Raw genomic sequence first — 13,411 nt, 5'->3', positions numbered from 1 at the left:
GATTGTTTCGCTCCGCCGGCCGCTGCCCGTGATGGTCTGAACCTCTGGAACAGCCGACTTCCTCGCGACGGTACCCGTACGTTCATCCGTTTGTCAGCCCTCACCGGTGGCTGAATTCGCTATCGATCCGATCGCAATCAGGACAGACCGCCCCGAACCACCCGAACCACCCTGCACCGATTAACCACCGCCATCCCCCCGCCCCCGCCCGGTACACTGCCCCTGGTGCCGCCGTGGCTCGCCGCGGACGGTCACCGTGCCTCCTTAGCTCAGCTGGCCAGAGCACCGCTCTTGTAAAGCGGGGGTCGTCGGTTCGAACCCGACAGGGGGCTCATTCGTTTGCGCACGTCAACGTGCCACAGACGCAGAAAGGCCCCGAACCGATGACGGTCCGGGGCCTTTCGACATCTCAAGCTGACATCAGCGGGCCGGTCGGCGGCGCTTCAGCAGCCGGTCCATGTGGCTCATCGCCTCCCGCTGGTTGTCCTGCACCACATGGGCGTAGATCTCCATCGTGACCGCGATCTGGCTGTGCCCGAGGATCGCCATCAGGTCCCGAGGCTGCACGCCAGCCGCCGCCAGCAGCGTCGCGCAGCCGTGTCGGGTGTCGTGCAGCCGGACCGGCGGCAGCGCCTCGGTCGCCGAGATCCGGGTGAACGACCGGCTGAGATTGCGCGGCTCGACCGGCCGGCCGGTACCCGTCGTGAACACGAAGTCGGACGGGTGCCAGTCCTGATCGGCGGCCACACGCTGGCGGCGCTGCTCGGCTTGTCGCATCCGCTGCCAGCGCAGCGGAGCCACGCACATCCTGTGGTCCCGACAGTGATGTCGGAGCCCTGCTGACTGGACGGAAATCCAGGCCAGCGGGGCTTTTGCCGTTTCTGCGACCGCTTCAGCGAACGAGCCGTAGTCGGCGTCCGGGGGAGTCCGGCGGGACCACCTCGGGATCGGGGGCTCTGCGGGGGCCGCTCAGATGCGCGCTCAGAGCCTCGCTGGCCAGCTCGATCGCGCCTGTCCGGGTGCAGGTAGCGCTGGGCCGTCGTGAGCGATCCGTACACCGCGAGCTTCCGCAAGACGTGCAGTGGCACGCCCGCATTCGCCAGCCACGTCAGCCCGGTGTGCCGGAGATCGTGGCGGCTGAGGTGTTCGTAGCCGAGGCTGACCACCACGTCGTCCCAGTGGGTTGCGTCCCGCAGGACCGCACAGGCCCCATATCCAGGTGTCGGGGTCGACGTCCGTGGAACGCCAGCGGCGGTGAGGACGTCGCGGAGCGGTGCGATGAAGCGCGAGTTGAGGGGAGCGGCTGTTACGGTTTCGCTACTCCGTCAAGCCACCTCGCTCCGTTCGGCGGGGAGGCGGAGCAGGGACCATGGGAAGGCAACATCTAGGCGGATCGAGATCCGGCGTGGACTCCCGGCCTTCTGGACTGCTGGAATGGGAGCCTCACTGTTTGTTCGGGATTCCGCGCAAGAGCGCGGGCGGCGCCGGCCTTCCTCCGGCACGCGCCCCGCCCCCTGTCTTCGCCCCGCTCCAACTTCCCACCCGCACAGGCGGAGGGTACACCGGCCAAAACCACTCCACCACCCGCGGCTCAACAGCGCAGGGAAGCAATAGCCCTAGGTTTCACCGTCTGGCGAATTGGTGAAATCCTCCCGCACCGTTAGAGGACTCTTAACGAGATCGTAAAGCCTAATTGCAAAAGCCCGCCGCTCCCCCGGCCTCATGCGCCAGACGACCTCTCCGTCCAACTCGGCAGACCCTTCGGTTCGAATCTGCAGAATGGCGTTCACGAAGCCGGAGTCGATAGCGCTTCGCTTCACTGCCTCGATAGAGCGGTCGACGTCAGATTGCCCAAGCTGATCGCACGAGAATGCCGCAACCAGCGTTGTTTTTAGCGTTTCAATTCTAACCTCTTGCGGAAGGATCCGCTTCATTGCCGCCTGACCCACCGGATAGTCACGCTCGTCAATGGTTCGCGAGATCTCGTCGGCCACATGCGCAAAGTTGGTAGCATCATTGGCGTCGAGGACACAGGCAAAGGAATACGCCTCTAGAGCGTCGACATACCGTCTAGTATTGTGCAACTCATTACCAAACCAAATTGCACTGGTATCGTCCGGATTCGCACACCAAATAGACCGCTGATACCACTCTACAGGGTCTTCACCCGCCTTCTCTAGTGCCCGGGCATGGTTTCGTGCGAGCGCGCTACTACTGGGGAGCTTCTCAATCAGGGCGCTTGTGATTTCAAGTGCTTCTTTATCCATATTGTCAGCGTGGTAGGCATCCAACATGATGCCTAGCAAAGAGGCCGTCTCCCCGTCCAGGCGAGCAGGGACAATGATCCTGCCATCCTGGGATCTGATCCCTATCTCGGCTTGCAGTGCGCCGCGGGCTTTGCGCCGCTCCGATGGGTCATAGGAATGGGCCAACTGAGACAGCTGAGCCCGCTTCAAGCTCTTGTCTGCAGGGTGGGCAATTGTGCCAGCCTGCAGAACCATCGCCTGAGCCTCTGGCAGGCTGAGCTGCAAGGCATCCATCGCCAGAATGACATATTCACGCTCAGAGAGCCGAAGTTCCGATCCCTGGATCCTGTATAGCGCCTCCAAATACCCAGTCTTGTCTTGGCGCTCTGCAGCTTCATGCGCGGCCTTGACCAAATCTGGCCCAAGGGCGCCATCGCGCGCCTGCTGCAAAAGCGTGAATACTTGATGTGTGACGTCCTCGTCTCCGGAGCTTCCGCTTTCAGGCTCACCGTAGCGCTGTTTATAACCCTGGAGCTGCTTATTCAACTCGGCCAGGCTTTGACGCAGTCGACCTTCCTCGGAACCCACGGCGGTAGACAACGCATTGACAGGCAATGAGGGAAGCCAGTTGTGAACTGGATTATCCCTCTCTTCGCTGTCCGGCGACTTCGCCCCCAACTCCTCCAGATAGCGGGCGAGGCCATGCCGCAACTTGCTAATGCCCTGCAGGTCTGATTTGAACTTTATGACGCGATATGCGCTTAAGTCGAAGGGAATATCAGGCGTTCGCCCTTCATCCAAGATCATGATCGTCCCGCGACCCTTTAGGCTATGCCTGACGCCAAGCTCGTAATATACATTCGGGTTAAGGTCCGTCAGATCGGCAACCACCAGGTCTGCCGTGGCTAGCCTCTGGACTATATCCTGAGTAATTGCCCCAGATTTCTGAACGTCATCAGCCCGGATAACCTTGTCAAAACCGCTTTGAATAACCGTGGGCTTGACATAATCGTCATAAATTGTGCGGAAGTGGAAGAACTCTTCAGATCCGTCTCTGCGGATCGGCATAATCACAAAACACTCGGACATTTCCTCCTCCGAGTTTCGAATTGAAGCATGTCGAAATCTGGCGAGGCTTGTGGAGTAGTGACGGAAAGTAGCCTATCTGCCCTACGGGCCCCTCTAGCTTGCAGAATCGTCCTACTTCAAGGATCTGCCTCGTGTAGACATAGCGCACCTGGAGGCACGGTCAAGTCGACCAGACCATCTTCGAGCTGCCTTCGACTCACGGGTGGTCGGTCGCACGCCCTGATGTCGTACAGGACTATCACGCTCCATGGCCATTTCCTTGAGCACGCGGCGGCGAGCGGCGCGTGCGGTTGTGCGCTGCGCGGGGGCCTTCGTCTGCCGTGAGTCACTGTGCCCACTCCATGCCCCTTGCGTGCCCGTTGGACCAGAAACCAGCGGGAAACGACGGCGAGGCACCCGTTCCCCCCGCAGGTCAGCGAGTCGCCGGCTCAGCGACGGTCCGGTGTTGTCGTCTAGCTTGAGGACCGGGCTGTGCCACAGTCGTGCCAGATCGAGCGGCACACCACGGTCAGTCAGGGTCGCCAGCGGCTGATTCGAGGCTCCGGGCCAAGGCCGCTTCCGTGCAGGTCACCCAGTGTCAACACCTCCCGCCCTCCAGAGGTGGGTGTCCGGTCATCGGCGGCTTGACGCTTAAGAAGCTATCTCATTTGGGCTTGTAGGCTGCTCTCGTGACGATCGTGGAGCGGCTGGTACCGGACGAGTTGTGGGAGCTGTTCCAGCGGGTGGTGCCAGCGGCACCGACGCGCCCGCAGGGCGGTGGCCGACGCCGGCACGGGGACCGCGAAGTGCTTGCGGCGATCGTGTTCGTGGCGACATCGGGGTGCACGTGGGCCCAGTTGCCGCCGTGTTTCGGCCCGTCCGGGCCGACGGCCCACCGGCGCTTCACCGAGTGGACCGCGGCCCGGGTGTGGGCCAAGCTCTATCGTCTGGTCCTGGACGAGCTCGGCTCGCAGGGTGAGCTGGACTGGTCGAGGTGCGCGGTCGACTCCGTGAACATGCGGGCCACGAAAAAGGGGACCTGACGGGTCCGAATCCTGTCGATCGGGGCAAGTTCGGGTCAAAGATCCACTTGCTCACCGAACGCACCGGTTTACCCCTGTCGCTGGCGATCTCCGGCGCAAACCTGCACGACAGCCAGGCCCTGATTCCGCTCGTCGAGGCGATCCCACCGATCCGCTCCCGCCGCGGCCCCCGGCGCCGCCGGCCCGGCAGGCTCCACGGCGACAAAGCCAACGACCACCGCTTCATCCGCTCCTACCTGCGACGACGACAGATCACGACCCGCATCGCACGCCGCGGCATCGAGTCCTCCAGCCGCCTCGGCCGGCACCGCTGGGTGATCGAGCGGACCGTCGCATGGCTGGGCGGCTTCCGTCGGCTCCACCGCCGCTACGAACGCAAAGCCGACCACTTCGCAGCCTTCGCCACCATCGCCGCGGCACTCATCTGCCATCGCCGGCTGGCCAAATGAGATGGCTTCTAACTGGGCGCTCGGCCAGTGCTTGCAGCTACTCATGTGGCGACCGTCGCCGACATCAGACCCCGACATCAACAGCGGCGAACAGCGCCGGACCGCCGCAGGCGCTACGAAATCACCGACAGCGAACTCCGCCTAGCTCAAGCAGCTCGCGCGGTAGGCGGGGCTAGCTTGTAAAGCGGGGGTCGTCGGTTTGAACCCGACAGGGGGCTCCACGTGCCACCAAGCGCAAGCTTCTTTGGAGGGGGATCTGGCGTTCGGTGGGGACACGGTGGGGACATGGCGTCAGTGTGTCTGTGCCCGATCCCGGCATGCCTCCACATCGATGAACCCGACCGATCGCATAAGCAAGGCCTGCCACCGCAGCACGATGAGCCTGTTCGATCTGAGGGTGAGCTTGCGGAGGGCCTCCGAACATCTGAACTTGATTGAGTAATGTCGGAGCCGTTCGCCTGACGGTGCGGGTTGGCTCCGGTAGGTCTGGATTCGTGAGGTGCGCGAAAGGCGGCGGGCTGACCCACGCCGAGAGGGCCGCGCGGGAGCGGATCCGGGTGCAGGCCGTGGAACGCTTCGAGGGCGGGGAGAAGAACCTTCAGTAGCGCGGTCCCAGCATCTCACTCGGCCGCAGGCCGATGCGACGTGTCCCAATCGTGCCCGACGGCGTGGGAAGCAGCGGGGAATTGCAGCCGAGCTCGGAGGATTGGGCAGAGCAGCTACAGCAGTGCGGAAGGCGGTGACTGCGTCGAGGTGGCTCTGGGGGCGCCGCTGTTCACGTCCGCGACTCGAAGGATTCGGCTCGGTCCGGCCCTCCTGGGCCTTCGCCCTGAAGGGTGGACACGCTGATACTGGATCTGCTTGATCCGGAGGAAGCGAGAACACCGCCGATGGCGATGAAGGACTACTCGGACGAGTTCAAGGCCGATGCCGTGGCCTTGTACGAGTCCACGCCCGGGGCGACCTACAAGGACATCGCCGCTGACCTGGGTATCAACAGGGCGACGCTGCGCGAGTGAGTGCTGCGGGAGCGCGAACGCCGCGGTGTCGCCCCCACCGGGCCGCGGGCCGGCGGCACTACCACGGCCAGGGCATTGCAGCCGGCCGCGTCCGACGATCCGAACGAGCGGATCCGGCAGTTGGAGGCCCGGGTGGCCGAGCTTGAGGCGAGCGAGCGGAAGCTGGCCACCGAGCGGGACATCCTGCGCAAGGCGGCCAAGTATTTCGCCGGCGAGACGAACTGGTGAGCCGCTTCCAGTTCGTCCACGACCACCGGGACGCCTACGAGGTGAAGCGGCTGTGCCAGGTCCTGGACCTCAACCGGTCCAGCTACTACAAGTGGCTCGGCGGGGCCGGCGCCAGGGCCGTCCGCCAGCGCGAGGACCAGGTCCTGGCCGAACAGATCCGCCGGATCCACGTCGTCTCCGGCGGGACCTACGGCTCGCCGAGGGTGACCGCGGAACTGCGAGAGACCGGAGCCAGGATCAACCACAAGCGGGTCGCCCGGCTGATGCGCACGCACGACATCGCCGGCGTCCGTCTGCGAAGAAGGGTCCGCACCACCCTCCCCGACCCGGCCGCGCAGCTGGTCCCGGACCTGTTCCGGCGGGACTTCACCGCCGCCGAACCGGGACGCAAGTACATGGGCGACATCACGTGTCTGCCGCTGGCGGACGGGGAGTTCCTCTATCTGGCCACCGTGCTGGACTGCTTCAGCCGCAAGGTCGTGGGCTGGTCCATCGCCGACAACATGCGCACCGGCCTGGTCGCCGACGCGCTGCGGATGGCCGCCGCGACCCGCGGCGGTCTGGACAGGGCGGTGTTCCACACCGATCACGGGGCGCAATACGCGTCCAGGGCCTTCGCCGGCCTGTGCTCAGACCTGGGAGTTACCCGCTCGATGGGCGCGGTCGGCAGCAGCGCGGACAACGCGGCCTGCGAGAGCTTTCACGCCTCCCTCAAACGCGAGACGCTCCAGGGCGCCCGCGACTACGGCGACCCCGCCACCTGCAGGAGGACCGTCTTCGCCTGGCTGACCCGTTACAACACCCGCCGCCGCCACTCCGCCAACGGCCACCTCAGCCCCAACGAATACGAACGCCGACACCACACCGCTAAGCTCACGCTCGCCGCGTGACAACCAACCGCGTGTCCACCTTCGCGGGCGAAGGCCCCCTTGTCGAGCCGGCCGGTTGTGTGCTGTTCGACCGGTTCGCTTCCGCGAGTCAGGCCTGGCCCTGAGTAGACGGCGCTGTCCCGGGATCGCACCAGGGACTACCGCCTCTCAGGACTGCGCGTCGCTACCGAGCTTGTCACCGACATGTCCGAGCCGGAACGCGGGCTCCTCCGGAACGAGGCGGAAGTGCAGCCGCCCCGCTCCCGGGGTGAACCGGCCGTGCCAGGAGAAGCAGCGGTCTTCGCCGTCGAGATCGGTGAAGGTGCAAAGCTGCTGACGGCTCTGTGATTCCGGAGTGATGTGCGGGTGCTGCCACTGGGGCTCGGGCGAGGTCGCCGGATCCCAGTTGGCGGCGGTCGCTTCCAGATCGATCAGCAGCTTGCGGACCGGCCGGTGCCACTTCACGTCGAGGCGGCGGAGGCCGCGCTCGAAGCGGGGGATCTTCTGGAGGTGCGGGAAGAACTCGTCCCAGGCGTCGAGGATTTCCGCGAGGGTGATGAGCGAGGATGAAGCCGTGTCCTGCGCCCAGGCCCTGTGCTCGTCGGCCTCATTCGGGCTGGAGCAATGCCGCGCGCGGTCGCGGCTGCTCTCGATGCCGTCTTCGGTGAGGTGCTGGATATCGATGTCCAGCCATGAGGTTGCCCACTTCGCCGACACCGGAAGACTGACGGCAAGCCCGTCGGTGAGGTGCGCGAACGCGATTCCCTCCACGGTGCGGTTGTCGTGCCGGTACTCGACCTCGTCCGGGTCGAGCGTCAACTGGACGGCGTCCCGGAAGGGCGAACGACTGCGCAGCGCGAGGAGGTAGCGGTGCCGATCGCGGTTCTGCTCGCTCGAGTTCACCCACTGCTGGTACAGGTACCCGCGCGCCAGCTCGGACGTCGGGAGGGGGCTCCTGGTGACTAACGCGATGCTCTGCCAGCTCTTGAGGTGGCGTAGCGTATCGACGAAGCCGGCCATCGCGGTGTCCACCTCCCTGCGGCCGGATTCGGACTCGCAGGACAGCTCGTTGAGAAACAGTGTCAGCGACACTCCCACCCCTAGGTTTCTTTCAGGATCGACTGTTGGAGCGCGGCGCGGGACGTCAGTCGAGAAGCTTCTCCAGGGAGTTCTCCCACTCGTCGAAGAACCCTGTCGGCCACTCGGAAAGCATGCCATCGTCACCCATGACAGGGCTGATCACCTCGGCGGTCTGCTCGTGGCGTCGGAAGAAGTGGACGGCCGTGGACGAAGCAGGGATGCGCCTGTCCTTCACGGCGATGCGCAACCCGTTGAGGACGTGGTCGGAGTGGGTCTCGAGGAGAACCTGAGCCCCGGCGGCGACTGCGGCCACGGCGAGGTACGCGAGCCAGGTCTGCCCCTGCGGGTGGAGGTGAGCCTCCGGGTTCTCCAGGAGGATCAGGGAACCCGGCTGGGCCGACAGGCAGGCGACGACGATTGGCAGGGCATAGGTCAGCCCGAAGCCGACGTTGGTTGGACGGTAGCGGTTAGAGGCGGAGATACCGGAGCCGAAGCCGTAGCTGAGCCGTACGGTGTCAGTTCCGTCGATGCCCACAGCCTGGAGGTTGACGCCCGGGCAGAGCCGCTGCATCCACACCTCGGTCTGGGAGAGGAGGGACGCGGAGTGGTTGTCGTCGAGTCGGAGGGGGCCAGCCGCGACGGGGTCGTCCTGGTGAGCCCGCAGGAAGTTGACGGTGTGCTCGCCCCGAGAGCCGAGGAATCCGCGTCCCACGGCTGCTTGGTGGGAGCGCGGATAGCTGACGGCCGGGACGATGCGGTCGGCTTTGAGGTACTGGAATCCGGGCTGGAAGAGCGAGCACTCGTCCGTGTCCTGGGCGTCCGGGCCCGTCGGACAACTGGTCATCCTCAGCAGGTCGTCCTCACGGCCGTAGGCGGCACTCCACTCGTAGCGGGTTCCATCCGACGTTACGGCGAGCGCAATGGTGCGGTCGTCCGCGACGTTCGACTCGTGCCGTACGTACGTGTCGTGTCGGACGTCCTGACCGGTACCGAGCTCGACGAGTTCGCCGTTGAGGAGGAACCCGCCACCGTCGTCGTAGAGGTGGAGGAGCCCGGCCTCGTAGGACTGGCGGAGGAGTGCGAGGGACTGCAGAACGGTGCTCTTGCCGGAGGAATTCAGCCCGGTGAGGAGCGTGAACGGGGCCAGAATGATGTCCTGGCGGGCGAATGCCTTGAAGTTGGTAATGCCGAGGTGCTCAAGCATCGAGCGTCTCCTGGAAGATTCGGTTCATTTCGCGGAAGCGAAGCCTGACTTTTCCGACATCGCCGGTGCCGGCCGACACCGCGCCGACAAAGGCGGGGTCGTCCATCAGCTCCATGAACTTCTTCTCCACGACGGGCTGGCGGGCAGCGAGCATGTCGATCTCGGCGAGGGTCCGGTTGGCCAGGCATGCCGACTCGGTTTCGAACAGCGCCTTGTTGACCGGAGAACGGCGGTTGTATCCCTGGAATCGCTTCCGGAAGGCGTGAATGCCGAAGATCCGTTCGGCCGCATCCATGGCATGGAGGAAACGTCCCTCCAAATCGGAAAGCTCGTTCGGGGACAACGTGTTGATGGTGTGCATGGCAGAACGGAGAAATCCGTCGAAATCCTGAGAGGCGTACGAATCTGGTGAGTTGAGACTGAATGCCAGAAATCGGAGGCACATCTCGCGGTCCGACATCCGTTCGGGGGAGACGCTGTAGGACGTCGCGCTGAGGAACGGACTGGTGTTGGCGAGCTCGTAGAGGAAGGTGCGGGCCCGGCCCGGAATGAGCGCATGCCGCAGCTCCTGACGGGTCAGCGGACGGCCGCCTGTGTTGATGCGGGCGAAGATGTTGAACTTCACCTCCTCCGGTGTTCCGCGACGGATGAGGAGGACCACGAGTTCGGTCTCCTCGATCCGGGTTTGAAGGCGGCCTGGCAGGTCGGCGAAGGAGTACCCGTTGAATTCGATCAGGTACTCCAGGCCGGTGAGGACGAGCGGTTCGGCATCGACGGCGGCGGGGTCAACGAAGCGCGCGATGGTGGTGAGGCGTTGGACGCCGTCAACGATCGCCCATGACTCCTCGTCCACCTCGGCGGCGTAGAGTGTCGGAAGGGTGATCCGAAGCAGAAGCGACTCGATGAGCCTGCTCTGCGCCTTCGCCGTCCAGATGCCGGCACGGCGCTGGAAGTCCGGGGCGAGGTCCATGGTGTCGCGCCGGATGCGGTTGAGGAGGAGCGAGACCGTGGGGGTGCGAGTCTGAACTTCGATCTTGCTGGGATCGAAGGGGCTGGCGATCTGCTCACCGATGTCCTCGGACTCGACGCCGGAACTCTTGCCGCCATCGTCGAACTCGACGGGGAGCTGAGTCCCCGGCTCGTCGAGCGCGAAGAGGGCGTCCGGTGCGGGGTACTGGGACTTCCCGCTCGGGGAGCCGTTGCTGTCGGTCATGATCCATCCTCGTTGGAACTCAGTGGTGCTCAGTAACGCGCTGCCACCAGGCGCGACCCCCGGAGTCGTTCCACGTAATCTAGCCCGACCGCGTGCCATAGCCGTGCCAAATCGAGCGGCACGTGGCGGCGACTCGGGGTCGTGAGGGGGCGAGGTGTTGGTGAACACCCAGGCTGGGCTATCCGTAGTTGACCGGCCTCACTCTTGACCATCGACAGAGCCTGGTCGTCGGTTAGGCCCCGACCTTGGAGTCGGGCCCTCGGATTTTCCGGTATCAGGCCCAGCTGGGCGATCGTGCCAGTGGAACTGGAAAGCGCCTCCGCGCGACGAGCGGGTGAGGACGTGGTGGGGACACACGGACCGTGAAGCCTCGTGAGAGCAAGTGACCACCCGATCAGGCATACGCCATCTGGCCTGCGGAGGAGAGGGGACACAGGGACGCAGGAAGGCGAACCGTGAGACGTCTCGAGCCTCTTGTAAAGCGGGGGTCGTCGGTTCGAACCCGACAGGGGGCTCAGTTCGACAGACGCGTCAAGGGCCAGCTCCCGAGGATCGACCTCGGAGACTGGCCCTTCGTCGTTCCGTGGTGCCGGAGAGATTTCTGTCCGACGGTGGGTCAGAAGCCGGACGGGGCAGTCGACGGACTGTGACACGGGTCTGGGAAGCTTGGGTCATGACACTCGGGGGAAGCAAGCGTCGCGTCCTGATCACCGGTACGGTCGCGGGCCTGGTGGCCGGCGGTCTGTGGTGGGGCTACGCCTGGGCGGTGCCCGGGATGGCCGGGCCTTCGACGACGGCTGCGGCGGACGCGGCGAGCGGGAAGGCGCACACGGCGGCCCGGCAGCGCTTGGACGAGACGATGGCGGCGCTGCCCGCCGGGTGGCGGCCGCTGGGCGGGGCGGAGGCGGACCGGTGCCTGCGGGACGGGCCGTTCGAGGGTGCGGGGCCGGGCCTGCTGCAGTGCCAGTGGGAGCTGGCGCAGTACGTGGTCGTGGACGGCGCCGACCTCGGGGCGACCGGGAAGGCGTGGTCGGCCGCGGTGACGGGCCACGGTTGGAACGACGCCTGGCGGGGCGCCCCCGCCGGCTGGACCCCGCCCGCCGGCCGCTACGAGTTCGACGATCCGCAGACCCGCCAGCACCTCGTCGTGCGGCTGATCGGCAGTCAAGCCGACCTGGGATCCCTTCAGGACACCCGCAACTTCGAGGGTGTCCAGTCGTACGAACGGGACCGCCGGGGCTTCACCGGGCGGGCCGCGGCCGCCCAGGCGCTCGCCGAGGGCCGCACCGTGGCCCAGGTGTCGCTGACCGACTCGTACTACCGCGAGGACGGCGGCGACCCGGTCCCCGTGAACTGAGGCGTCCGGACCGGGTGTGGGCGAGCGAACCGCCTGCCCCGCCGGCCCTGCTTCACCGGGACGGGAGAGGCGGCCGGTGCGGGGGCCGGGGAGCGACAGGAAGACCGGGCCACCGCGCATGCTGCCCAGTGCGTGCGGAGGGTCGTCCTTCCGCCCCTTTGCGTGGCGGCGAGGGCGGCCGGGCCGGCTGAGCTGCGCCGATCGGGGGAGCGGTCGTACCGTGGACTGGGGGCCACCGAAGGGAGGCCGCGATGCCCGGTTCGACGACCATCCACACCGACGCGCTCGTGATGCTCAGCCACGCGGATGCGGAGCGGCTCGCCACGATGCTCCGGGAGATGTCCCGGATGTCGGCAGGCGCGACAGGCTCGGGGGCCGAGGCCCTGTCCGACGGCCAGCTGGCCGCGCTGTGCCGGGGGAAGATGGACCGCGGCGAGTTCGCCGAGTGGTCCGGGAAGCTGTCCGAGTACCTGAAGGGCCACCTCTGACCGCCCGCTCTCCGATCCCTCCGTCGGCCCGCTCGCGGCAGGGGTAGGTTGCGGGTATGGACCTCTCCTGGGTGACCGTCGCGACCCCGCTGCCCAGCGGGCCGATGCGCTTCGCGGTGACCCCGACCGGGGTCGCCGCGAGCTCGTTCACCGGCGAGTCGTTCGCGGGACTGCCGGCCGGGGAGCCGCGCTGCACCGACGAGCGGAAGACGGCGCTGGTCACCGCCCGGGTGAGCGAGTACTTCACTGGCCGGCGCCGGGAGCTGGACCTCCCGATGGACTGGCGCTACGCCACCGGCCCGCACCGCACGGTGCTGCAGTGCCTGCTCTCCGAGGTCGGGTACGGCGCCACCATCACGTACGGGGAGCTGGCCGCCCGCAGCGGGGTGTTCGCCGAGCTCACCGAGCCGGGGGCGGCGGCCAGGACGGTCGGGCAGATGATGGGTGCCAATCCGCTGGCGCTGCTGGTGCCGTGCCACCGGGTGGTGGCGGCCGACGGGCTGGGCGGCTTCGGGGGCGGCTGGCGCGTCGGCGCGGAGGTCAAGCGCTGGCTGCTGACCCTGGAGGGCGTGCTGCCGCCCACGCTGGACTGGGACGGCCCGGCCGGCTGAGCGTACGCCCGGGGCCGGTCGGGCCGTCGTGGGCCTCAGGCGGGTTCGAGTGCCGCGACCTCCCGCTCCACGCCGGCGACCGGTACGGGGACAGGCAGGGCGGCCGGCGTGGTCCGTTCCACGATCGGGGCGGTCCGTTCCAGGATCGGGTCGATCCGTTCCAGGGCGGGGGCGACGGCTTGGCGGGGGAGCAGCGGCTGGGCGCTGGAGACCAGGGTGTAGTCGCGGAGCACGAGTTCGGCGGTGGGCAGCAGGCGGGGCGTGCCGCCGAGGGCGAGTTCGACGGCGGCCCAGGGCAGGTTGAGCCCGCACAGCCGCAGCTGGTGGAGGCCGCCGGACGGGCGGGTGTTGACGTCGAGGATCACCGGTCGGCCGTCGCGGTCGTGCCGGAACTGGACGTTGGAGAGGTAGCCGACGCCGAACTCCTCGACCAGCCGGCGGGCCGGCTCCAGGTAGGCGGGGTCGGCGGTGAAGCCGCGGCGGCGGCCCCGCTTGGTGCGGCCGAGGGCGGCCAGCAGCGGGCCTTCGGGCGAGGT

At 66.6% G+C, this 13,411-nt stretch carries 9 protein-coding genes, 2 tRNA genes and 4 pseudogenes; 8 read left to right on the top strand and 7 right to left on the bottom strand.

The window, feature by feature from the left end:
* The first annotated feature begins 258 nt into the window (after positions 1-258).
* A tRNA-Thr gene (locus FHR36_RS29300) sits at positions 259-332 on the top strand.
* An 88-nt stretch (positions 333-420) separates the two neighbouring features.
* Here FHR36_RS29300 and FHR36_RS29295 read toward each other — a convergent pair.
* From FHR36_RS29295 to FHR36_RS29285, 3 genes and pseudogenes are all read right to left on the bottom strand, one after another.
* Positions 421-807: pseudogene (locus FHR36_RS29295) on the bottom strand (tyrosine-type recombinase/integrase); the annotation flags it as partial.
* 266 nt (positions 808-1,073) lie between these two features.
* A pseudogene (locus tag FHR36_RS40075) lies at positions 1,074-1,166 on the bottom strand (tyrosine-type recombinase/integrase); the annotation flags it as partial.
* A gap of 450 nt (positions 1,167-1,616) precedes the next feature.
* On the bottom strand, positions 1,617-3,335 hold the full coding sequence (locus FHR36_RS29285; protein ID WP_253802036.1) for a hypothetical protein: 1,719 nt from the start codon (positions 3,333-3,335) through the stop codon (positions 1,617-1,619).
* 674 nt (positions 3,336-4,009) lie between these two features.
* Between FHR36_RS29285 and FHR36_RS29280 the strand changes: the two genes are divergently transcribed.
* The 4 genes and pseudogenes from FHR36_RS29280 (at position 4,010) to FHR36_RS29270 (ending at position 6,943) form a co-directional block, all read left to right on the top strand.
* A protein-coding gene (locus FHR36_RS29280; protein WP_253803183.1) for an IS5 family transposase occupies positions 4,010-4,806 on the top strand; the annotation gives its coding sequence in 2 pieces (ribosomal slippage) (positions 4,010-4,346 and positions 4,346-4,806; 798 coding nt in all).
* 153 nt (positions 4,807-4,959) lie between these two features.
* Positions 4,960-5,027: transfer RNA gene (locus tag FHR36_RS29275), tRNA-Tyr, on the top strand.
* A 273-nt stretch (positions 5,028-5,300) separates the two neighbouring features.
* Positions 5,301-5,402, top strand: a pseudogene (locus FHR36_RS40525) (helix-turn-helix domain-containing protein); the annotation flags it as partial.
* A 294-nt stretch (positions 5,403-5,696) separates the two neighbouring features.
* Positions 5,697-6,943 (top strand): annotated as a pseudogene (locus tag FHR36_RS29270) (IS3 family transposase).
* Positions 6,944-7,090: 147 nt separating this feature from the next.
* On the opposite strand, the gene FHR36_RS29265 reads toward FHR36_RS29270, so the two are convergent.
* Genes FHR36_RS29265 through FHR36_RS29255 form a run of 3 tightly spaced genes read right to left on the bottom strand, consistent with a single transcriptional unit; the run spans position 7,091 to position 10,419 of the window.
* On the bottom strand, positions 7,091-8,014 hold the full coding sequence (locus FHR36_RS29265) for a hypothetical protein (RefSeq protein WP_253802033.1): 924 nt from the start codon (positions 8,012-8,014) through the stop codon (positions 7,091-7,093).
* A gap of 52 nt (positions 8,015-8,066) precedes the next feature.
* Positions 8,067-9,206, bottom strand: a complete 1,140-nt coding sequence (locus FHR36_RS29260) for a DUF3696 domain-containing protein (RefSeq protein ID WP_253802031.1) — start codon at positions 9,204-9,206, stop codon at positions 8,067-8,069.
* On the bottom strand, positions 9,199-10,419 hold the full coding sequence (locus tag FHR36_RS29255; protein WP_253802029.1) for a DUF262 domain-containing protein: 1,221 nt from the start codon (positions 10,417-10,419) through the stop codon (positions 9,199-9,201). The genes FHR36_RS29260 and FHR36_RS29255 overlap by 8 nt, the downstream gene beginning before the upstream one ends.
* A 673-nt stretch (positions 10,420-11,092) precedes the next feature.
* Here FHR36_RS29255 and FHR36_RS39575 point away from each other — a divergent pair.
* From FHR36_RS39575 to FHR36_RS29240, 3 genes are all read left to right on the top strand, one after another.
* Positions 11,093-11,776 (top strand): hypothetical protein, encoded by a 684-nt coding sequence (locus tag FHR36_RS39575; RefSeq protein WP_301330876.1) that lies wholly within the window; start codon positions 11,093-11,095, stop codon positions 11,774-11,776.
* A 251-nt stretch (positions 11,777-12,027) separates the two neighbouring features.
* Positions 12,028-12,264, top strand: coding sequence for a hypothetical protein (locus tag FHR36_RS29245; protein ID WP_253802027.1), 237 nt, complete (start codon positions 12,028-12,030; stop codon positions 12,262-12,264).
* 56 nt (positions 12,265-12,320) lie between these two features.
* Positions 12,321-12,875 (top strand): methylated-DNA--[protein]-cysteine S-methyltransferase, encoded by a 555-nt coding sequence (locus tag FHR36_RS29240; protein ID WP_253802024.1) that lies wholly within the window; start codon positions 12,321-12,323, stop codon positions 12,873-12,875.
* A gap of 35 nt (positions 12,876-12,910) precedes the next feature.
* On the opposite strand, the gene FHR36_RS29235 is transcribed toward FHR36_RS29240, so the two are convergent.
* On the bottom strand, positions 12,911-13,411 hold a 501-nt coding region (locus FHR36_RS29235), incomplete at its 5' end, for an ATP-grasp domain-containing protein (protein WP_253802022.1).

The sequence above is a fragment of the Kitasatospora cinereorecta genome (assembly GCF_024172095.1).
Taxonomy (GTDB): domain Bacteria; phylum Actinomycetota; class Actinomycetes; order Streptomycetales; family Streptomycetaceae; genus Kitasatospora; species Kitasatospora cinereorecta.
This window is presented reverse-complemented; position numbering and strand designations above follow the sequence as displayed.